The organism is Cupriavidus respiraculi (genome assembly GCF_914271545.1).
GTDB lineage: Bacteria > Pseudomonadota > Gammaproteobacteria > Burkholderiales > Burkholderiaceae > Cupriavidus > Cupriavidus respiraculi.
Window position 1 is genome coordinate 997658 of sequence record NZ_CAJZAH010000002.1, and the last position, 20798, is coordinate 1018455.

The 20798-nt window shown below is 70.3% G+C and carries 15 protein-coding genes; 5 read left to right on the top strand and 10 right to left on the bottom strand.

The window, feature by feature from the left end; translation table 11 throughout:
- Positions 1–32: 32 nt before the first annotated feature.
- The 6 genes from LDO27_RS12435 to LDO27_RS12460 form a co-directional block, all read right to left on the bottom strand.
- Positions 33–5981, bottom strand: coding sequence for a hybrid sensor histidine kinase/response regulator (locus tag LDO27_RS12435; protein WP_224042061.1), 5949 nt, complete (start codon positions 5979–5981; stop codon positions 33–35).
- A 70-nt stretch (positions 5982–6051) separates the two neighbouring features.
- Positions 6052–8262, bottom strand: a complete 2211-nt coding sequence (locus LDO27_RS12440) for a methyl-accepting chemotaxis protein (RefSeq protein WP_224042064.1) — start codon at positions 8260–8262, stop codon at positions 6052–6054.
- Positions 8263–8332: 70 nt separating this feature from the next.
- Positions 8333–8929 (bottom strand): chemotaxis protein CheW, encoded by a 597-nt coding sequence (locus LDO27_RS12445; protein ID WP_224042066.1) that lies wholly within the window; start codon positions 8927–8929, stop codon positions 8333–8335.
- 46 nt (positions 8930–8975) lie between these two features.
- The gene (locus tag LDO27_RS12450) at positions 8976–9344 is read right to left on the bottom strand and encodes a response regulator (protein WP_222201676.1); all 369 of its coding nucleotides are present in this window, start codon (positions 9342–9344) and stop codon (positions 8976–8978) included.
- Positions 9345–9414: 70 nt separating this feature from the next.
- Positions 9415–9891 carry a response regulator gene (locus LDO27_RS12455; RefSeq protein ID WP_224042068.1) on the bottom strand — a complete coding sequence of 159 codons (477 nt, stop codon included), beginning with the start codon at positions 9889–9891 and terminating at the stop codon, positions 9415–9417.
- Positions 9892–10279: 388 nt separating this feature from the next.
- Entirely contained in the window at positions 10280–10462 is a 183-nt protein-coding gene (locus LDO27_RS12460) for a rubredoxin (RefSeq protein ID WP_222201677.1), read from the bottom strand.
- Positions 10463–10676: 214 nt separating this feature from the next.
- Here LDO27_RS12460 and hemL point away from each other — a divergent pair, with 214 nt between their 5' ends.
- The 4 genes from hemL to LDO27_RS12480 all read left to right on the top strand — a co-directional run bounded on the left by hemL (position 10677) and on the right by LDO27_RS12480 (position 14100).
- Positions 10677–11969, top strand: a complete 1293-nt coding sequence (gene hemL, locus LDO27_RS12465; RefSeq protein WP_222201678.1) for a glutamate-1-semialdehyde 2,1-aminomutase — start codon at positions 10677–10679, stop codon at positions 11967–11969.
- Positions 11970–12065: 96 nt separating this feature from the next.
- A complete protein-coding gene (locus LDO27_RS12470; RefSeq protein ID WP_222201679.1) occupies positions 12066–12701 on the top strand; it encodes a LemA family protein in 636 nt (211 codons plus the stop codon).
- 14 nt (positions 12702–12715) lie between these two features.
- Complete coding sequence (locus LDO27_RS12475) at positions 12716–13573, top strand: TPM domain-containing protein (protein WP_224042069.1); 858 nt, start codon at positions 12716–12718, stop codon at positions 13571–13573.
- Between the two features lie 17 nt (positions 13574–13590).
- Entirely contained in the window at positions 13591–14100 is a 510-nt protein-coding gene (locus LDO27_RS12480) for a TPM domain-containing protein (protein WP_224042071.1), read from the top strand.
- Between the two features lie 21 nt (positions 14101–14121).
- On the opposite strand, the gene LDO27_RS12485 is transcribed toward LDO27_RS12480, so the two are convergent.
- Both LDO27_RS12485 and LDO27_RS12490 read right to left on the bottom strand, forming a co-directional pair.
- On the bottom strand, positions 14122–15213 hold the full coding sequence (locus LDO27_RS12485; RefSeq protein ID WP_224042538.1) for a M48 family metallopeptidase: 1092 nt from the start codon (positions 15211–15213) through the stop codon (positions 14122–14124).
- Between the two features lie 20 nt (positions 15214–15233).
- Positions 15234–16316, bottom strand: coding sequence for a YjgN family protein (locus LDO27_RS12490; protein WP_377747186.1), 1083 nt, complete (start codon positions 16314–16316; stop codon positions 15234–15236).
- 1459 nt (positions 16317–17775) lie between these two features.
- Here LDO27_RS12490 and LDO27_RS12495 point away from each other — a divergent pair.
- A complete protein-coding gene (locus LDO27_RS12495; RefSeq protein ID WP_222201683.1) occupies positions 17776–18564 on the top strand; it encodes a metallophosphoesterase in 789 nt (262 codons plus the stop codon).
- A 119-nt stretch (positions 18565–18683) separates the two neighbouring features.
- Here LDO27_RS12495 and groL read toward each other — a convergent pair whose 3' ends face one another.
- Together groL and groES are read right to left on the bottom strand one after the other, a co-directional pair.
- Entirely contained in the window at positions 18684–20327 is a 1644-nt protein-coding gene (gene groL / locus LDO27_RS12500) for a chaperonin GroEL (protein ID WP_222201684.1), read from the bottom strand.
- A 105-nt stretch (positions 20328–20432) separates the two neighbouring features.
- Positions 20433–20723, bottom strand: a complete 291-nt coding sequence (gene groES, locus LDO27_RS12505; protein WP_222201685.1) for a co-chaperone GroES — start codon at positions 20721–20723, stop codon at positions 20433–20435.
- Between the last annotated feature and the right edge of the window lie 75 nt (positions 20724–20798).

The following is a 20798-nucleotide window of genomic DNA, read 5'->3' on the forward strand; positions in this document are numbered from 1 at the left end:
CGGCGGGCGTTGCCCGCCCGCGCCGCCGGCGCTCACTCGCGGGAGCCCTCCAGCATCTGCGCCACCGAACCGGCCGTGCCGGCGGCACGCTCGCCGATCAGCTGGTGCAGCGTCATCAGCAACTCGTCCTCGTTGTAGGGCTTGCCCAGGAACACGTTGACGCCGATCTCGCTGGCATAGCGGCGATGCTTGTCGGCCGTGCGCGAAGTGATCATCACGAGCGGCATGTGCGCGGTGCGGGCGTCGGCGCGCACGTTGCGGGTCAGGTCGAAGCCGTCCATGTGCGGCATCTCGATATCGACCAGCATGATGTCGGGCATCGTCTCCTGCAATTGCCTGAGCGCGTCCACGCCATCGCGGGCCAGCACCACCTGGTAGCCGGCGCGGGTCAGCAGCCGGTGCGCGGCCTTGCGCACGGTCAGCGAGTCGTCCACGACCATCACGGTCGGCTGGGTCTGCAAGCCGTCCACCGGCGTCGCCGCGCCGCCGCCCGTGGCGCCGCCGAACTCGGCCACCGCGCCGTTGCCCTGCAAGGCGAACGGCAACGCCAGTGGCGCGGCCTCGCCCCGCTCGCGCACATGGCGCTGCGCCAGCACCACCGGGTTGTAGATCAGCACGATCTCGCCGTCGCCCAGCGTGGTGGCGCCGGCAATGCCTTCGAGCCGGGCCAGGTGCGGGCCGATATGCTTGACCACCACTTCGCGGTTGCCCACGATCTCGTCCACGTGCACCGCCACGCGATCCGCGCCGCTGCGCACGATGACGATGGGCGAGTACTTGCGGCCGGCGGCGATGGCCGAGGCCTCCTCGATCAGCGTGCCGAAGTAATGGAACGGCACGTCGCCCGCGGCGGTGGGAAAGCGGCCGCTGTTGTAGGCGTCCAGCAGCGCCGGCGAGCGCAGCTGCTGCACCTGCTCGATCATGCCGCTGGGCACCGCGAACAGCCGGCCGCCCTGCGCCACCAGCAGCACCTGCGTGATCGCGGTCGTCAGCGGCAGATGCATGGTGAAGCGCGTTCCCCGCCCCGGCTCGCTGGCCAGCGCGATGCGCCCGCCCAGGGCCACGGTCTCGGCACGCACCACGTCCATGCCGACGCCGCGTCCGGCCAGTTCCGACACCTGCTCGGCGGTGCTGAAGCCGGGCGAGAAGATCAGCTCGGTCAGGCGCGCATCGCTGGCGTCCTCGCCGGCCGCCAGCAGGCGGCGCTGCACCGCGCGCTCGCGGATGCGCGCGAGGTCCAGTCCGCCGCCGTCATCGACGAAATGCAACACCACTTCGTTGCCTTCCTGTTGCACCTCCAGCGTCAGCGCGCCGGTGGCGGGCTTGCCTGCGTGCCGGCGCACCTCGGCCGGCTCGATGCCGTGCACGACCGCATTGCGGATCAGATGCTCGATGGGACCGGCCATGCGGTCGAGCACCGAGCGGTCGATCTCCACGGTGCCGCCCCGGATCAGCAGCCGCACTTCCTTGCCGGTTTCGTTGGCGGCCTGGCGCGCCACGCGGTACAGCCGCTCGGCCAGCGCATCGAACTGCACCATGCGTGCCTGCATCAGGCTGCGCTGCAGGCCGCGCGTCAGACGCGCCTGCGCCTCCAGGTCGCCGGCGGCGCGATCGAAGCCGCGTTGCAGGTTCTGCTCGACGGTGGCCACGTCGCCGACCGATTCCGCCATCAGGCGCGTGAGTTCCTGAAAGCGCGTGAAGCGGTCGAACTCCAGCGGATCGAAATCGCGCCGGTGCTCGACGTCGGCAATGCGCGAGGCCATCTGCGTCTCGGCCTGGATCTCGATCTCGCGCAGCTGGCCGCGCAGCCGCGCCACATTGGCGTTGAGTTCGCCCAGATAGGAGCGCAGCGCTTCCAGCTCGCTTTCCACGCGGGCGCGCGAGGCGCCCACTTCGCCGGCATCGGTGATCAGCGTATCGAGCGTGCGGGCCTGCACGCGCACGAGCGCGCGCTGGCGCTCCGCGGGTTCGGGGGCGATGGCCGTTACCGCGGCGGCTTGCGCAGGGACGGTGGCGGGAAGGCGAGTGGCCGAGGCCGGCCCCGTCTCCACGGACGCCGCGGATTCCGCCGGCTCGGCGGCGTCCACGTCGCCGCCGGACATCTCGTCGCCTTGCGGCTGCCGCAGGCCGTTGACCGCATCGGCATCGTCCACCGGCAACAGCCGGCCCGCCTGCAGCGCTTCCGCATGGGCCAGCAGCCGGTCGTACCAGGCATACAGCCGCGCGAACACGGGCTGCCCCATGCGCTGCCCGCGCACCGACGATTCCAGCAGGCTCTCCATTTCGTGCGCGGCCTGGCCCAGCGCCATCGCGCCCGCCATGCGCGCGCCGCCCTTGAGCGTATGCAGCGCCCGCAGCATCGGGCCGGCGTGCCCGGCCTGCGCGGGGTCGGCTTCCCACGCGCGCAGCAGCTTGCCCAACTCGGGCAGGCTGCCGTGCGCCTCTTCGAGGAAGATGTCGACGAGCGCCTGGTCCAGCGGCGCGGCGGCGGCCGATGAGGACGCGGCGTCCGGAACGTCCGGAGCCGCAGGACCGTCCTGCGCGGCGGACGGTTTCAGTGCGATCACGTCGGCGGACCGCGCAGCCGGCCCGACGGGTCCGAACAGCATGGCGACGGGCGCGCCCGCTTCCGCCGGTGTCGCGGCCGGCGCCGCGGGCATGGCGATGCGCGGGCGCACCAGCGCGCGCTCCCCGAAGCCCGCGAGCTCGCGGCACATCACGGCGTCGGCCTCCGGCCAGATGCCGGCCGCGAACCGATGCAGCATGCCGCGCATGCGCTCCAGCGCCTGTTCCAGCAGCCGGAAATCGGCGGGATGCAGGGCGACGGGATGGGTGCTCAACTGCACCAGCAGGCGCTCCAGCGCCTCGGCCAGTTCGCGCACCGGCTCCAGTTCCACGGTGGCGGAGCTGCCCTGCAGCGTGTGGATCACGCGCAGCGCCAGCTCGCTCGGGCAGGGACGCCCTTCGTGCCGCCACTCGGACAGATCGGTGGCGAACTGCCGCACCAGCGTGTCCGCTTCCTGCAGATAGACGTTGTAGAGCGGCAGGCCGATGCGCAGGTGCCCGATACGCTTGACGTCTTCGTCCTCGGTGCCGGGTGCCGCGGCCAGCCGGAACGGCAGGACGGTGGCGTCCTCGGCGTCGTCCTCGGCGCCTTCCTGGGCGCCGTCATTGGCCTCGGGCTGTGCGTCGGCCTTTTCGTCGGCCGGTACATCCGCCTCGGCTTCGTTCCGCCCGCGTTGCGCATCGGCGCCAACCCCCACGGCGTTGTCGGCCACCGGCGCCTCGCCCGCGCGCACGGCCTGCGCTTCGGCCAGCAGGCCGCCGATGTCGCGGACGCTGCCGGGATCGCCGCGCAGCGCGACGGCCCACGCCGACAGCTCGCGATGCGCGCGCTCGAGCAGCGCCTGCAGCGCGGTGGCCGGGCCACGCGCTTCGGCGATCCACAGGTTCAGCACCTGCTCCACCGCCCACGCCGCCTCGCCATAGCGCTGCAGGCCCACCATGCGGCTCGACCCCTTCAGCGTATGGAAGGCGCGCCGCAGGGTGTACACGGCCTCCTCCTCGCGCAGCCGGGCCGGGCCGGCGGCGAGGATGGCGCCGACGCCGGCGAGCATCGTCCCGGCCTCGCCGAGAAAGATCTCGAGCAGTTCGGCGTCGACGGCGTCCCCATCCGGGGGCATGGCCGCGGTCATGGCGGGTGCGATCGTGGCCTCGGCCGGCAGCGGCCCGCTCGGGGCGAGCGCGGCGGTCAGGCGCGCCGCGGCGCCGCTGCTGCCGGCGAGCCAGGCGTTGAGTTGCGTCACCGCTTCGTCGGCCTGGCGGCGCAGCGCGATGTCGTCGTCGATGGACGCCTGCTCGGCCAGCGCGCGCAGCGCGGCCCGCAGCGCGGCCACCCCGGCGGCGTCCGCGGCGGGGGACTGCTCCAGCGCCACGCGCGCGGCTTCGCGCGCCCGGGACAACAGGCTGTCCCCGTCCGCGGGAGCGGCCGCTGCGGCGACGGGGCTCAGCAGAGGCTCGGCGGCGGCCTCCCCCTCCACGGCCACGATGCGGCCGCGCTCCGGCGCGGTCTCGTTCGCCCCGAACTCCAGCGCATCGACGAAGGCATGCACTGCGCCCAGTTCGCCCGCGATGGCCGCCAGTTGCGGACCGCGCTCCACGGCGGATTCCCGCAGCGTGGCCAACCGCGCCGTCACGCCCTGCACCGCAGCCGCGACTGCGGCCGCCTCGGCGTGCAGCGCCGCGGGCAGCGCGCGCTGCTCGCGCAGGGTCCGCAGCGTGTCGTGCAGCGACGCGAAGGCCTGGCAGGCATCGCGCAGATGATCGGCCGCCTCGGCGCGCGGCGCCTCGCGGTCGTACGCATCCAGCCACGACTCGCCGCCATCGAGCAGGCCCCGCAGCTGCGCCACCGCGCTGGCGCGCAGCGCGTGCACCTGCGCCTGCTCCACCAGTTGCGCGAGCCATGCTGGCGCCCTGCCATGCGCACCGCCGGCCAGGCATTGCGACAGCTCGCGGCAGCGCGCGGCGAACTGCCGGGCCGCGGGATGGGCGGTGTGGCCGTGCACCCGCCACGGCAACGCGAGCGCCCGCGACAGGAACAGGGCGACGCCGGACGCGGTGACCCCGGCCGGCACAGCGGCATGGTCCCCGCCGCCATTGCGCCGCGCTTCGCCGGCGCCGGCCGGCAGCGCGGCCACGGCATACAGGCATTCGAGCAGGTCGGGTTGCGCCAGCGGCTGGGCCGCCTCGGCCAGCGCCGCCAGCGCGGTCTGCCAGCCGTGTTCGTCGCCGCTGCGGGCATTGGCGGCCTTGTCCAGCGCGGCCGCTGCCTGCTGCAGGTTGCGGGTGTCGATCGGGTCCAGCCAGCCGTGGTACCGCCGCGCCGGATCGGCGCGCACGACCGCATGGTCCGCATCGATGCGGAAAGCCTGCAGGCATTGGCGGATATCGGAGCGCAGCGCCAGCACGGCGTCGGTTTCGGGCAGCGCCGCCGGCCGCGCGAGCCCGGTGCGCACGAGCAGGAACACCGCGTCGTTGAGCAGGGCCTGCGGCACGCGCATCTGCCCCTGCAGGTAGTGCCGCAGCTGCAGGTGCGCGCGCGCGGCGAAGCGCTTGGCCAGCAGGTCGGCGGGCAGCAGGCCGTGGCCCAGCGCCGCGAACGCCAGCGCCATCACGTGCCACAGGTCGCGCTCGCCCTGCCCCTCCTCGCCGCGTTTGTCCTGCTCGCTGGCGCGAACGTCTTCCAGCGCCGATTCCAGCGGCAGGAACGCCTCGCGCAGCAACGCGGCATCGTCGCACGGCGACGGCAGCCGCAGCGCCTGCAGCAGCGCCGCCTCGAAGCGCTGTCGCGCGCGCGTGACCGAACCCTGCATGCGCGTACCCACCAGCACGCCGGGCAGCATGCGCAGTTCGTCCACCCACAGGTCGGCCGGATGCACGCGGTCTTCGCCCAGGCGCCCGAGCACGTCGGCGTAGGACTGGAACAGCCGCAGCGGCTCCTCGGCGTCGCCGGCCATCAGGTCGTCCACATACTCGGCCAGCGCCAGCACACCGCGCTGGAACACCGCGAAGGTCGCCTCGTCCGCGGGCACCGCGCCGCCATCGAGCGCCTCGAGCAGACGGCGCAATGCCTGGCAGTAGGGGTCCAGGCCGCGCAGGCCGACGATATGGACGGCGCCCGCGGCCTGGTGCAGATGCTGGCCGGCCAGCCGCAGCGACGTGGTATCGCGCGCGCCCAGCGCCTCCGGCGCCTGCCGGACTTCCTCAATGAAATGCCGCAGCTCTCCGGCCGCGTCGTCGAGCGCGGCGCGCAGGCTCGGTGCCAGCCATGCCAGCACCGACAGGTCGCGCCGCAACGCCGCCCCGTCGCCGGCCTGCGCCACAGTGCCGTGCAGCGGATGCGGGCCGGCTTGCGGCAGGACCGCAAGGTCCGGTTCGAAGGGGCTGTCCGCCGCTGGCGGGGCCGGGTGATTCAGTGGCATGACGGCTTCCAGTGCAGTCGTGGCGTTCCGGGGCAGCCGCCGCCGGCGCCCCGCGCGACGACGCTAACGCTCAGGCGATCTTGAATCGCGACACGGAATTGCGCAGTTCCTCGGTCAGCAGCGTCAGCTGCCGGACCGACAGCGCGGTCTGCCGCGTGCCGGACGACGTCTGCTCGGTGACCTGCAGGATCCGTTCGATGTTGCGCGCCAGCGCCGTGGCCAGGCCCGCCTCGTGCGAGGTGGTCTGCGAGATCTGCTCGATCAGCTCGGCCAGCTGGCGCGACACGCGGCCGATCTCGACGAGCGCCGTGCCTGCGTTGTCCGACAGCGCGGCGCCCTCCACCACGCCCTGCGTGCTGCGCTCCATCGCATGCACCGCGTCCTGCGTATCGGTCTGGATGGTGCGGATCAGCGCGCCGATCTGCTTGGTCGCCTCCGCCGAGCGCTCGGCCAGTCGCTGCACTTCCTCGGCGACCACCGAGAAGCCGCGGCCCGCCTCGCCGGCCGAGGCGGCCTGGATGGCCGCGTTAAGCGCCAGCACGTTGGTCTGCTCGGTGATGTCGGAAATCAGCTCGACGATCTCGCCGATTTCCTGCGACGACTCGCCCAGCCGCTTGATGCGCTTGGCGGTCTCCTGGATCTGGTCGCGGATATCGTTCATGCCGACGATGGCGTTCTGCACCGCGTGCTGGCCCTGCTCGGCGGCGGCCAGCGAGGCGCGCGCCACGTTGGCCGACTCGGCGGCGCCGCGCGAGACCTGCGTGATGCGGTCCGCCATCTCGACCACCGACTCGCCGGTCTGGCGGATCTGGCGCGACTGCTCCTCGGACGCGGCCACCAGCCGCGTGGAGGTCTCCTGCACCTGCCCCGATGCCTGCGACACCTCGCCGGCGGTCAGCTGCACGCGGCCCACCAGTTCGCGCAGTTCCTCCACCGTGTAGTTGACCGAGTCCGCGATCGCGCCGGTGATGTTCTCCGTCACGGTGGCCTGCCGCGTCAGGTCGCCGTCGGCGATGTCCTGCAACTCGTTCATCAGCTGCAGAATGGCCTGCTGCGTAGTCTCGTTGGTGCGGTGTTCTTCCAGCCGGCGCGCTTCGGCCTCGCGCTCGCGCGCCTCGGCTTCCAGCGCGCGCAGCCGCGAGTCGCGCAGGTACAGCGCGGCCAGGCCCGCCAGGAACAGCAGCGTGAACACCGCCGAGGCGATGGTCGCGCCCAGCGTCACCGGCCGGTAGCGCGCGGCCTGCGCATACGCGCCCTGCAACGCGGCCAGTTCGCCGCGCAGCGCCTCGTTGTCGTTGAAGATCTGCTGCTGCGCACGTTTGGCGGCGATCAGGCCGGGCAGGTTCTGCAGGATCGTCTGCGTCGTCTTCTGGACTTCGTCGAAGCGGCGGGACAGCTGCTCCAGATAGCTGCGCGTCTCCGCATCGGTGGTGGCCGACAGGCGCAGCGCCTCGCTGCCGTTGGTCAGCCCATCCAGCGTTTCGCGGAAGGTGTTGGTGTCCTTGCCCAGCAGGAATGCCGTTTCCGGATTGACGCCCTCGCCCGCCAGGAACTCGTTCAGGTTCTTGCCCAGGCGCTGCGTCAGCATCACCAGTTGCGCGGAGGCCGCCACCTCGCGCGCGTTGGCGCCGGATTGCAGCTTGATCGCGGCCACCTGCTCGGCGGACTCCAGCAGCTCGGGGTTGGAGGCGTTGAAGATCTGCAGCGTCTTGCCGATGGTGATCAGGGTGGGCTGTTGCAGCAGCACGTCGGCGGCGCTCTTCTCGGTGCGCTGCCACGAGCCCATGGCTTGGTCCAGCAGGGGCGCGGCTTCTCCGGTGGTGGCCCGCACGCGCCTGTCGCCGCTGCCGTCGCGCAGCGCCTGGAGGTCGGTGGCCAGCTGCTCCTTGGACTGGCGCAGCTGGACGAAGGCTTGCGGATTGCCCAGCAGGGCCACGGGCACCGCCTTGGCCAGTCGCTGCGAATGCATCAGCATGTCGCCCGCGATCTCGATCTGCGCGGCCGCGTTGTTGGCCTGGCGATTGTCGAAATAGACGGACGCGAGCAGCGTCAGCAGCGACAGCACCACGCCGGCGGTCAATGCGCGCTGCCGGGTGGCGAACGGCAGGCGGGACAGCATGGCACCGACGCGGTCGGCCGCCGCGCGGCGCGGCTCGCGCGGTCCGCGCTTCGGCGCGGCATCGGCGGCCGCGCCGGCGGGTGCGGCGAACGCGCCCCCCACGTCGGCGGCGACGCTGGCCGCCGGCGCGCGGCGTCCCAGGCTCAACCCTTTGAAACCCATAGCACCCTCTGTCCGTTGTCGTTGTCGTCTTGATCGTTGCGGGGCGGCCGCCGTATGGTCGCGGCGCTCGCTACGCCGCGTGCGGCGCGCCGTGCCGGCTTACCTGCAGGAACGGCGGCGCGTCGAGCAGCCTGCGCACGTCGAGCACCTGCCAGTGCCGGCCATCGCGATCCGCGAGCCGCGGGCCTTCCCATTCGAGACCGGAGCCCGCCGTATCGCGGTACTGGCCCGGCGGCCCGCCTTCACCGTCCTGCACCGGCTCGGCCAGATCGGCCGCATGGCGCAGGCCCACCACGCGGGTGGCGAGGATGCCGCAGGCGCGCTCGACCTGGCGCGAGAGCACCACGATCTTGCTGCCCGGCAGCACCGGCGTGGCGCCTTCGCCGCAGAACAGCCCGAAGTCGATCACGCCGAGCAGATTGCCGCGCGCGTTGACCAGGCCCGCGTACCACGCCTGGGTCAGCGGCACGCGGCTGGGCTGGCGCATCTCGAGCACCTCGCCGGTATCCGCCAGCGGCAGCAGCCAGTGGCGCTGGCCGATCTGCAGGCCCAGGTAGCTGTCCGCGGCCGGCAGGCTGCGCGCCTCGCGCAGCTTGCGCGCGAGCATGGCCTGGTAGTCCTGCAGCCGGGTCTGGCGGGCGCGAATGTCCTGGCGCGGCGCGGTCATGGGCGGCTCCGTGGCGGGATGAGAAGGCATCCGGTAGGCGCGTCGCTCAGTGCGACAGCGCGGCGATCTTGGTGAGCAGCTCGTCGCCGTTCACCGGCTTGACGATGTAGTCGGCGGCGCCCTGGCGCATGCCCCAGATGCGGTCGGTGTCCAGGCCCTTGCTGGTGCACATGATCACGGGGATGTCCTTGAAGCGATCGTCGCGCTTGATCGCGCGCGTGGCCTGGTAGCCGTTCTGGCCGGGCATCACCACGTCCATCAGGATCAGGTCGAAGGGCTCGCCCTCAAGCCGGGCGAAGGCCTGGTCGCTGTTGCCGGCCACCGACACCTTGAAGCCGCTCTTGCCGAGCAGGTCCGACATGAAAAGCGCCTCGGTGGGCGAATCGTCGACGATGAGAATCTTGTGGATGGTCATGATGGATCGAGGTGGCGCTGTCGAATCGTGGTCGTGAACCGGCTGGTGCGCGGCGCGCTGGCGAGCAGCACTACACCGGCATGGCAGCCTGCGCCGGCGTGCCCAGGCAGGCGTCCACCGCCCGCATCAGCGAGTCGCGGGTGAACGGTTTGGCGAGATGGTCGTGCGCGCCGACCAGGCGGCCGCGCGAGCGGTCGAACACGCCGTCGCGGGAGGACAGCATGATCACGGGGATGGCGTGAAAGCGCGGGCTCTTCTTGATCAGCGAACAGGTCTGGTAGCCGTCGAGCCGCGGCATCAGGATGTCGCAGAAGATCAGGTCCGGCCGCATGTCGCCGACCTTGGCCAGCGCCTCGAAGCCGTCCTCGGCCAGCAGCACCTGGCAGCCGGCCTGCAGCAGGAAGATCTCGGCGGTGCGGCGAATGGTGCTGGAATCGTCGATGACCAGCACCTTGCGCGGCGCCGGATCGGCGCCCCTTGCCACCGTGGACCCGGCATTGACCACCGGGGTGACCCGAAAATAGTGTTCTGTTTGAGCGACCCGCATAGTGTTCCCGCGACCGGCTGGGCCTGACGGCATGCCGGCATGCATTGGAGAACATCCGCTCGCACCCGGCGCCCGAAGGAGCCTGGGGCGCGGACCCCGACTAGCACTTCCCAGAAAACACGCCGATAACCGCCGGCGCCATATCGGACGGCGCGTATTGCCGCGCCTGTCCCGCTCCGGTCTGTCGCGAGGGCGGACCTGCCCTTGCCGGCAGGTCTTTGCCTGCCAGAACCTGAAGCGTTATCAGTTTTGTAAAAGAGTGTGACAAGTCACCGGGGGGCCGTCAATGCGGATGTTCCGTATGGGGCGCTCCATCTGTCGCATTGGCGCGACGGGCGGCCGTTTGCGGGGCGGCCGCTTCGGCCGGGCATTGCGCCCGGCCACGGGCTCAGATGGCGACCATCTCGAAATCTTCCTTGCGCGCGCCGCACTCGGGACACGTCCAGTTGATGGGCACGTCTTCCCATTTCGTGCCCGGCGCGATGCCATCTTCCGGCGCGCCCTGTGCCTCGTCATAGATCCATCCGCAGATCAGGCACATCCAGGTTTTGAATTCCGTGTTCTCGTCCATAAGGCAGGCAGTCGTCGACTCTCTATTAAAATCAGCGCAGATGGTACAGAAACGGCGCCCGGCACGCCAGCCGCACGGGTTGCGCTGGCGCAAACTTGGCGCCTGTTCGACGGCAGATGTCAGGTCGTTGCGCGCCGTTTGACGGCGTGGACCTCCATCCGCCGCACCCGGCGGCCGACCGGCCCCCTCCCACTTTTCACGACTCCGCGACCACATGTCCAAAAACCAACAGCTCTTCGACCGCGCCCAGCAAACCATTCCCGGCGGCGTCAATTCGCCCGTGCGGGCCTTTCGCTCGGTGGGCGGCACCCCGCGCTTCATCACGCGGGCCGAGGGCGCCTATATGTGGGACGCGGACGGCCAGCAATACATCGACTACATCGGCTCCTGGGGCCCGATGATCGTCGGCCACGCCCACCCCGAGGTGGTCGAGGCGGTGCGCCGCACGGCCTCGCAGAGCTTCTCCTTCGGCGCGCCGACCGAGGCCGAGATCGAGATGGCCGAGGAAATCTGCAAGCTGGTGCCGTCCATCGAACAGGTGCGGCTGGTGTCTTCCGGTACCGAAGCCACCATGAGCGCGCTGCGGCTCGCGCGCGGCTTCACCGGCCGCGACCTGATCGTCAAGTTCGAAGGCTGTTACCACGGCCACGCGGACAGCCTGCTGGTCAAGGCCGGCTCGGGCCTGCTCACCTTCGCCGACACCACGCAGAACGCGCCGTCGTCGGCCGGGGTGCCCGCGGACGTCACGCGCCACACCATGGTGCTCGAGTACAACAACGTCGCGCAGCTGGAAGAAGCCTTCGCCCGGCACGCCGGCGAAATCGCCGCGGTCATCGTCGAACCGGTGGCGGGCAACATGAACCTGGTGCGCGCTAGCCAGGCCTTCCTCGATACCATGCGCGCGCTGTGCAGCCGCGACGGCGCCGTGCTGATCTTCGACGAGGTGATGACGGGCTTCCGCGTGGCGCTCGGCGGGGCCCAGGCCCACTACGGCATCACCCCCGACCTGACGTGCCTGGGCAAGGTCATCGGCGGCGGCATGCCGGCGGCGGCCTTCGGCGGCCGGCGCGACATCATGGCCCGCCTGGCGCCGCTGGGCAGCGTGTACCAGGCGGGTACGCTGTCGGGCAATCCGCTCGCTGTGGCCGCCGGCATGACCACGCTGAAGCTGATCCAGGCGCCCGGTTTCCACGACCGCCTCGCCGCGCAGACCCGCAAGCTCGCCGATGGCCTGGCCGGCGCCGCGCGCGCCGCCGGCGTGCCGTTCGCCGCCGATGCCATCGGCGGGATGTTCGGCCTGTATTTCCGCGAGGGCGTGCCGGCGAGCTTCGCCGAGGTGACGCAATGCGATACCGCGCGGTTCAACCGCTTCTTCCACGCCATGCTGGCCGAGGGCGTGTATCTGGCGCCGTCCGCCTTCGAGGCGGGCTTCGTCTCGGCATGCCACGACGACGCGATCCTGGACGCGACCATCGAGGCGGCCCGCAAGGCGTTCGCGGCCGGCTGACGCCCCGGCGGAAACCGGTCGCGCCCGGTGCCGCCGACTCCGGAAGCCGGCGGAGCGTGCGCTACACTGGCGTTCCGATGATTTCCGGAGTCACCGATGCACGCGTCCCCTTCCCTGTCGTCGTCCGCCCGCGCCACCGCCGTACTTGACCGGGTATTCCGCGGGCTGCTGCTGGCGTGCCTCGCCAGCCTGCTGACCGCCTGCGGCTACAACGACTTCCAGGCCAAGGACGAAAACGTCAAGGCGGCATGGGGCGAGGTCATCAACCAGTACCAGCGGCGCGCCGACCTGATTCCCAATCTCGTCAACACGGTCAAGGGCTATGCCTCGCACGAGCGCGAGACCCTCGAGGCCGTGACCCGCGCCCGCGCCACCGCGACCAGCATCCAGGTCACCCCCGAGACCCTGAACGACCCCGAGGCCTTCAAGCGCTTCCAGCAGGCGCAGGGCGAGCTGAGCGGCGCGCTGTCGCGGCTGCTGGCGGTGGCCGAGAACTACCCCCAGCTCAAGGCCGATGCCGCGTTCCGCGACCTGCAGTCGCAGCTCGAAGGCACCGAGAACCGCATCACCGTGGCGCGCCAGCGCTATATCGCGGCGGTGCGCGACTACAACGTGCTGGCCCGCAGCTTCCCCACCAACCTGACCGCGATGATGTTCAACTACGACGTCAAGCCGTCGTTCACCGTCGAGAACGAGAAGGCCATCTCGACGCCGCCTGCGGTCAAGTTCTGACGACGGGCACGCCCATGCGCCACGCATTCGCACGAGCGGCCCGTCCGGCGGGCTGGACGGTGCTGGCCCTGCTGCTGTGGCTGTTCGCCCTGCTGCCGCACACGGCGCGGGCGCAGGACGGCTTCGTGCCGGTGCCGGCGCTGACGCAGCGCGTGACCGATCTGACCGGCACGCTGTCGCCCGACCAGCGCGGCGCGCTCGAGAGCGTGCTGGCCGAATACGAGCAGCGGCGCGGCAGCCAGATCTTCGTGCTGATGGTGCCCACCACCGAGCCGGAAACCATCGACGCCTACAGCATCCGCGTGGCCGACGCCTGGCGCGCCGGACGCAAGGGCATCGACGACGGCGTGATCGTGCTGATCGCCAAGGACAATCCCGCGGGGCTGCGCAAGATGCGGCTGGAGGTGGGACGCGGCGTGCAGGGCTCGCTCACGGACGCCATGTCGCGCCGCATCCTTCAGGACGTGATGGCCCCGCACTTCCGCCAGAACGATTTCTACGGCGGCCTCGCGGCCGGCATCTCGGCCATCCAGGCCACCATCGACAAGGAAGCGCTGCCGGGCCCGCAGCCACGCCGGGCGGCGCAACAGGACGACCTGTCCGACTGGGTGCCGGTGCTGTTCCCGCTCGCCATCATCCTGTTCTTCTTTGTCTCCGCCTCGCGCCGGCGCGGCCGCGGCATCGTGGTCGGGCGCGGCCGCGGGCGCGGCTGGGACGCCGCGGCCGGTGGGCTCGGCGGCCTCGGTGGGCTGGGCGGCTTGGGCGGTGGTTGGGGTGGCGGCCATCGCGGCGGTGGCGGCGGCGGATTCGGGGGATTCGGCGGCGGCGGCGGTGGCGGCTTCGACGGCGGCGGCGCCTCCGGCAACTGGTAACCCGACGGAGCACGACCATGCCCTCCATCGCCCGCGCCTGGCGCCATCTGCGCACCTCGCCCCGCACCGCCGGCAGGCATTTCCCCGAAGAGGCGCTCGCCCGGCTGCACGAGGCCATCACCGCTGGCGAAACGCGCCACCACGGCGAAGTGCGGGTGGTCATCGAGTCGAGCATGCCGGTGTCGCTCGCATGGTCCGGCACCACGCCGCGCGAACGGGCGCGCGCGCTGTTCGCGGCGCTGGAGCTGTGGGACACCGCCGACCATACCGGCGTGCTGCTCTATATCAACCTCGCCGACCACGCCGTCGAACTGCTGGCCGACCGCGGCATCGACGCGCGCGTCGACAAGGCGACCTGGCGCGCGCTGTGCGATGAACTGGCGCGCGGACTGGCCGCCGGGTTGTCCATCGAGCCGGTCCTGGCCACGGTGGGCAAGATCAACGATCTGCTCGCCCACCACTTCCCGCATGTGGACGAACACGGCCACAATCCGAACGAACTGGACGACCGCCCGATCGTGCTGTAGTGCCGCGGACGCGGCGTCCGCCTAACGGCCGGTGGCGGCGGCGCCGCGCAGCGCCTCGATGCGCTCGCGCGTCAGCGGGTGCGTGGAGAAAAAGCTGCCCTCGTCCGCTGCCTGGCTGTCCTTGGCGCCGGCCGCCGCATCGCCGCGGTGATGCCGCTCCAGTCGTTCCAGCACGTCCGCCAGCGCGGTCACCGGCAAGCGGTTGCGACGCATGACGTCGACGGCATAGGCGTCGGCGGCGCGCTCGTGGTCGCGCGAGTAGCGCAGCGTCAGCAGGGCCGCCGGCACGCCCGCGAGCAGCGTCGAGACATCGCCGAACACATAGGCGGTGAAGGCCCCGATCGCCGACGCCTGCACCGCCTGCTGCAGGCCATGGCGCCCGGCGACGTGGCCCGCCTCGTGCGCCAGCACGCCCAGCAGGCCGGCACCGCTGCCGACGAGCGCGACCAGTTCGTCGGTGATGACGATGGTGCCGCCGGGCAGCGCAATGGCATTGGCGCCGAGCCGGCCGCCCTGGCGGAACAGCAGCCGATAGTCGTGGCCCGGGTCCGCCGGCAGGCTCAGCGCGGCGAACGCCGCGCGGATCTGCTGCTGCCGGGCCGCCGGCAAGGTGCTGGCTGTCAGCAGTCCTTCATCGAGGCTTCGCAGCGTGGCCTCGCCCAGGCGCGCCTCGACTGCGGCCGGCACGCTGAGCGCCACCGCGGCGGCGGTCCACGGCAGCAGCACGTAGTAGCCGAGCAGCAGCGCGACGATCAGCCCGGCCAGCGCCATGCCGACCAGCTTCCAGCTGTTCTGCGCCCGCGCGACCCAGCCCTCGCGGTGACCGGTGGCCGCCAGCAGCGCGTCGAGCGCGGCATGGTCGTGGATCTCGCAGAATGCCCCATCGTCGAACGTCACCAGCCGCGGCGCGCGCCGCACGCGCTCGGACACGCGCAGCGCCGACAGCGGCGCGCGGCGCAGTTCGCGGCCATCGAGCGACTCCACCACCGCCGTCTTTCCGGCGACGGACACCGTGACGGCATGCGCGCGGGACGACTTGCCGTCGAAGTACGTGGCGGCGACGGGTGCGACAGGTGCGGCGGATGCCGCGGCCTGGGACGGTGGGCCTTGCATGTCTTGCGTCATGGGCGCGATCAGAGCGCGATATCGATGTCGTACCAGTCCGCGGCGGCGTCGCCCAGCGCGCCTACCTGCGCGGTTTCCTGCGCCACGAAGGCGTCGAGCGGGCCCGCGGCCATCATGGTGACGGCCTGCAGGCGGTAACGCGCGGCGCGCACCCGCGCGAACGGCAGGAACAGACCCAGCGTCAGCGCGATGCCCAACAGGTTGGTCACGTGGATCAGGAACAGGCGGCCGGCATTGACCTCGCTGCGGAACGTATGTGGCCCCAGCGTCGTGCGGTTCCACACGAGGTTCTGCAGCCGCGCGCCGAACACCGGCCCCACCGCGAAGATGGCCAGCATCAGCGCCGCCACCGCGCCGGCGGGATGCACCGCCGCACCCGTTCCCAGGGCGCCCGCGACCACGGCCTGCAGCAGCAGCAACGCGGCCGCGATGCCGATCACCACGCCGGCCACGCCGAGATACATGACATAGAACTGCCGCGCGGTGGCCGAGAACGCGAACGGCGCGGTGCCGAAGCGGGTGTGGCCGTGCTGGAATTGCTTGAAGCGCTGGTGCGCGAGCGGCGCCAACGTATAGAGCGACAACATGGTCAGCAGCGGCCACAGCAGAATGACCCGATAGCCGTCGCGGTCGCCGCCCGAGAAGGAAAAGCGCAGGCCGCGGTAGCTGGAGTTGGCCATGCGGAAGCGCAGCGAGCGCACCAGCAGCAGCGGAAAGGCCACGGCCAGAGCGAGCGCCAGCACCACCGTGAGCCACGGGGAAACCTGGCTGCTGGACTGGAACAGCACGGCCAGCACTAGCACGATGGCCCGCCCCTTCAGGATCGCGAGCGGGCGGCCGTGGTAGTCGAACGTCGCGCCGTCGAGGCGCGTGTTCCGATAGAAATACTGCAGCGTGCGCACCTTGGCCCAGGCCGAATAGATGCCCAGCGTGACGATCGTCAGCAGCGTGTTGACGATCCAGATGCGGAAATACTCCGACCCGGAGCCGGTAAAGGCCATACGCAGCGGCCGGGGAGCGGCATTTGCCGCGGTGGCGGACATCGGTTCCGCGCCGGCGGGTGAATCGCTGGCGAATGCGGTGTCGTTCATTGTTGTTTTCTCCCTGTTCGAATGGTCGGCCGACGCGCCCGCATCGGCGCTGGTCTTGGCGCTTGTATCGATGATGCAACCGGGTTCGGCCCACGCTTCTGCGAGACCGAAAGTTCCCGCCTCTCATCCAACTGGACGAGGCCGGCCTCGCGCTGTGCGCGGGGCGCCGCGCGGGCGGGCGCATTTTCCTACGCCATCTGGCGGCTTGCGCCGTGTCCATGCGGCGCGCGCTGCCCGGCGACGTCGCTGGCCGTCCCTTGGACCGCTCTTGCCACCGGAGCGGCGGACCCTCGCCCAGTATCAGACGTGCAACCTCGACGCTCTTCCACCAACGTGCCGGGCGGCAGCGGCGCGCGACTTTTGGACGCTTCGCAGCCGCCATGCGCCGAGGCCGGCCAGACGGGTTTTTACGTGACATTCCGTCCACTCCGCAAGTGCCAAAGCCGCCCCCGAATCACAAAACCGTCATGTGAACATGCCGCTACGGTCATAAAAGTGACGGCCTGTCGTAACGCCAAGGAAACATCCTGTTACATCCCATCGGCACTGTAACAAGCCGGCGAAAGAGATCGGCCAGAAATTCAAGGACTTATGGTCGATGGCACGTTCGTCGCTCTATGCATCGTTACAACCTGAAGGGGTTCCAACGAGGCCCTCCACCACCGCCGACACGGAACGGGCGCGAAAAGATGGCGACGGTGACGACGACGTGCATGGAAACCGGGGAAGTGAGGCGCCAGGCCAGGGCGACAAGACATGGCCCACACCAGCGCGACCGCAGCGGCGCGACGGCGATGACAGGGAGCACGCTGTGTTCAGGACGCGACTGGATTTCCTGGGGAGGACAAATCGAGCCGCGGCGTCCGACGCGAAAGAATAAGCCGCTCAGCGGTGAACCGTCGCGGCGCGATGGTGCCAGCCGGCAAGCCGGCGGGCGCGTCACTGAGATCGGATGGCGCCGGGAGGTGCATCCGAGCGTTCCAACCGGGGGCGGCCGACATCCAGTCGGCCGTGCCCGGGTTCGTTCTTCCCCACAGCGCCCAACGCGCCGCCGACCGGCGCGGCACAACCACAAAACGTCCTGCCACCGGGGATAGCACCCCGCGCTGCCCAGGGCAACAAACGGGGAGCTAGCATCATGACCACGAACAGACATCGCGGCGGCCAAATCGCGGCGCGCACGTCCTGCCCGCTTTCCACGGTACGGCTGGCCCGTCGCCGGGACGGCATTGCGGTCACCCTCGGCGCGCGCGCCGCCACCGGGACGCGCGCCAGCCTGCGCGCGGCGACCGCCAGCACGACAGCCTGGCATAGACGGTGCCGCCGCCCGGCCGCCGCGGCCGCCGTGCCTTGTCACCCGCCGCGGCGCGGCAGCGTGCCGCGCCCCTGCCGGCCCGCTTGACCGCGCGCCCGGCCTGCTGAACACTGCCATGCAGCCCACGCCCTGCATGGAGAGCCGATGCGGATTCGAATCCTCAGTGACCTGCACCTGGAGCACAACCGCCCCGCCGACATTCCGCACTGCCCCGCGGACCTCGTCATCCTCGCGGGAGACATCGCCAACGGCGGAGCGGGCATCGACTGGGCCGCCCTGACCTTCGACTGCCCGGTGATCTACGTACCCGGCAATCACGAGTACTACGAGACCACGTTCCACCACGCCGACGCGCTGATGGCGGCCGCCGAGCAGGCCACGCGCCGGGTACGCCTGCTCAACGGTGGGGTGGCGACCTTCACCCCGCGCGGCGGCACGCCGGTGCGCGTGATCGGCACCACCTGGTGGACGGACTACATGCTGTTCGGCGCGGACCGGCGCGAGGCCAGCATGCTCGCCTGCCGCGACGTGATGCTGGACCACCGGATGATCGGCATCGAGGACGAGGCCGGCCGCAAGCGGCGCTTCGCGCCGGCCGATGCGCTGGCGCGCCACGAGGCCGCCACGGCCTGGCTGGCCGCGCAGCTGGCCACGCCGTTCGACGGCAAGACCGTGGTGGTCACGCACCATGCGCCCGACATCGGCAGCCTGGACCCGCGCTATGCCCACGATCTGGTGTCCGCGGGCTTCGTGTCCCGCCGGCCCGACCTCGTCGCGCAGGCCGACCTCTGGGTGCATGGCCACACCCATACGAGCTTCGACTACCGGCTCGACGATGCGCGTGTGGTCTGCAACCCGCGCGGTTACATCCACCGCCAGAGCGGCGCGGCCGAGAACACGCACTTCGACTGGTGCAAGGTCGTGGAGCTCTGAGCGGCCCCGGCGTCCGGGACGCGCGCCGAACGGCAACGCCATGAAAAAACCCCCGCGGGTTCGCACCCGCGGGGGTTTCGTTACTGCCAGCTACTGGTCGCCGGAAGGCGGACCGGCAATTACATCATGCCGTCCATGCCGCCCATGCCACCCATGCCGCCCGGCATTGCCGGTGCCGACTCTTCCTTCGGCGTTTCGGCGATGGCGCAGTCGGTGGTCAGCATCAGCGCGGCCACGGAGGCAGCGTTCTGCAGCGCGGTGCGGGTCACCTTGGTCGGGTCCAGCACGCCCATTTCCACCAGGTCGCCGTACTCGCCCGAAGCGGCGTTGTAGCCGTAGTTGCCCTTGCCTTCGATGACCTTGGCCACCACGACCGAGGCTTCCTCGCCGGCGTTCAGCACGATCTGGCGCAGCGGCTCTTCCATGGCGCGCAGCACGATCTTGATGCCGGCGTTCTGGTCGGGGTTGTCGCCGGTCAGCGACGAGATCGCAGCGCGGGCACGCAGCAGGGCCACACCGCCGCCGGGGACGATACCTTCTTCCACGGCTGCGCGGGTCGCGTGCAGTGCATCTTCCACGCGGGCCTTCTTTTCCTTCATTTCGACTTCGGTGGCAGCGCCAACCTTGATCACGGCAACACCGCCGGCCAGCTTGGCCACGCGTTCTTGCAGCTTCTCACGGTCGTAGTCCGAGGTGGCTTCCTCGATCTGGGCGCGGATCTGCTTCACGCGGCCTTCGATGGCTGCTGCGTCGCCGGCACCGTCGATGATGATGGTGTTTTCCTTGCCGATCTCGATGCGCTTGGCCTGGCCCAGGTCCTGCAGCGAAGCCTTTTCCAGCGTCAGGCCGATTTCCTCGGCGATCACCGTGCCGCCCGTCAGGATGGCGATGTCTTCCAGCATGGCCTTGCGGCGGTCGCCGAAGCCCGGGGCCTTGACGGCGGCGGTCTTCAGGATGCCACGGATGTTGTTGACCACCAGGGTCGCCAGGGCTTCGCCCTCGACGTCTTCGGCGATGATCAGCAGCGGGCGGCCAGCCTTGGCGACTTGCTCCAGCACCGGCAGCAGGTCACGGATGTTCGAGATCTTCTTGTCGAACAGCAGCACGAACGGGTTGTCCAGCTGAACGACTTGCTTCTCGGGCTGGTTGATGAAGTACGGCGACAGGTAGCCGCGGTCGAACTGCATGCCTTCCACGACTTCGAGCTCGTCGGCCAGCGACTTGCCGTCTTCCACGGTGATCACGCCTTCCTTGCCGACCTTGTCCATCGCCTCGGCGATCAGCTTGCCGATCACTTCGTCGCTGTTGGCCGAGATCGAACCGACCTGGGCGATTTCCTTGCTGGTCGTGGTCGTCTTGGTCAGCTTCTTCAGCTCTTCCACGGCGGCGCCGACAGCCTTGTCGATACCGCGCTTCAGGTCCATCGGGTTCATGCCGGCGGCAACGTACTTCATGCCTTCGCGCACGATCGACTGGGCCAGCACCGTGGCGGTGGTGGTGCCGTCACCGGCGTTGTCGCTGGTCTTGGAAGCGACTTCCTTGACCATTTGCGCGCCCATGTTCTGCAGCTTGTCCTTCAGCTCGATTTCCTTGGCCACGGACACACCGTCCTTGGTCACGGTCGGGCCGCCGAAGCTGCGCTCGAGCACGACGTTGCGGCCCTTCGGGCCCAGGGTCACCTTCACTGCATTGGCGAGAATGTTCACGCCTTCGACCATCTTGGCGCGCGCGGCGTCGCCGAACACTACGTCTTTAGCTGCCATGTTCTGAATCTCCTAAATCGGTACAGGGGGTATTTCGACAAGTTGCCGGGTCCCGCCTCGGGGATGCCCCGGCTGGCGCCGGACGACTGGCGTCCGGCCTTCGCCTTACTTGTTCACCACGGCCATGATGTCTTCTTCGCGCATGACCAGCAGTTCCTGGCCATCCACCTTCACGCCTTGGCCGGCATACTTGCCGAACAGCACGCGGTCACCCACCTTGACGTCCAGGGCGATGTTGGCGCCCTTGTCGTCCTTCTTGCCCGGGCCGACGGCCAGCACTTCGCCTTGATCCGGCTTTTCGGCAGCATTGTCGGGAATCACGATGCCGGAAGCGGTCTTGGTTTCATTGTCCAGACGCTTGACGATCACGCGGTCGTGCAAAGGACGCAGATTCATACGGACTCCTTAGTACTTGTGAGCAATGGTTCGCAAAAATGACCCGACAAGAACTGCGGGCCATTAAAATGGGAC

What these genes read in the sequence shown, in the direction of transcription:
- hemL (WP_222201678.1), top strand. Translation starts at nt 10,677, where the DNA reads ATGTCCAAAAACCAACAGCTCTTCGACCGCGCCCAGCAAACCATTCCC.
- LDO27_RS12470 (WP_222201679.1), top strand. Translation starts at nt 12,066, where the DNA reads ATGCACGCGTCCCCTTCCCTGTCGTCGTCCGCCCGCGCCACCGCCGTA.
- groL (WP_222201684.1), bottom strand. Translation starts at nt 20,327, where the DNA reads ATGGCAGCTAAAGACGTAGTGTTCGGCGACGCCGCGCGCGCCAAGATG.
- LDO27_RS12495 (WP_222201683.1), top strand. Translation starts at nt 17,776, where the DNA reads ATGCGGATTCGAATCCTCAGTGACCTGCACCTGGAGCACAACCGCCCC.
- LDO27_RS12460 (WP_222201677.1), bottom strand. Translation starts at nt 10,462, where the DNA reads ATGGACGAGAACACGGAATTCAAAACCTGGATGTGCCTGATCTGCGGA.
- LDO27_RS12450 (WP_222201676.1), bottom strand. Translation starts at nt 9,344, where the DNA reads ATGACCATCCACAAGATTCTCATCGTCGACGATTCGCCCACCGAGGCG.
- LDO27_RS12440 (WP_224042064.1), bottom strand. Translation starts at nt 8,262, where the DNA reads ATGGGTTTCAAAGGGTTGAGCCTGGGACGCCGCGCGCCGGCGGCCAGC.
- LDO27_RS12455 (WP_224042068.1), bottom strand. Translation starts at nt 9,891, where the DNA reads ATGCGGGTCGCTCAAACAGAACACTATTTTCGGGTCACCCCGGTGGTC.
- LDO27_RS12475 (WP_224042069.1), top strand. Translation starts at nt 12,716, where the DNA reads ATGCGCCACGCATTCGCACGAGCGGCCCGTCCGGCGGGCTGGACGGTG.
- LDO27_RS12480 (WP_224042071.1), top strand. Translation starts at nt 13,591, where the DNA reads ATGCCCTCCATCGCCCGCGCCTGGCGCCATCTGCGCACCTCGCCCCGC.
- LDO27_RS12485 (WP_224042538.1), bottom strand. Translation starts at nt 15,213, where the DNA reads ATGCAAGGCCCACCGTCCCAGGCCGCGGCATCCGCCGCACCTGTCGCA.
- groES (WP_222201685.1), bottom strand. Translation starts at nt 20,723, where the DNA reads ATGAATCTGCGTCCTTTGCACGACCGCGTGATCGTCAAGCGTCTGGAC.
- LDO27_RS12435 (WP_224042061.1), bottom strand. Translation starts at nt 5,981, where the DNA reads ATGCCACTGAATCACCCGGCCCCGCCAGCGGCGGACAGCCCCTTCGAA.
- LDO27_RS12490 (WP_377747186.1), bottom strand. Translation starts at nt 16,316, where the DNA reads ATGAACGACACCGCATTCGCCAGCGATTCACCCGCCGGCGCGGAACCG.
- LDO27_RS12445 (WP_224042066.1), bottom strand. Translation starts at nt 8,929, where the DNA reads ATGACCGCGCCGCGCCAGGACATTCGCGCCCGCCAGACCCGGCTGCAG.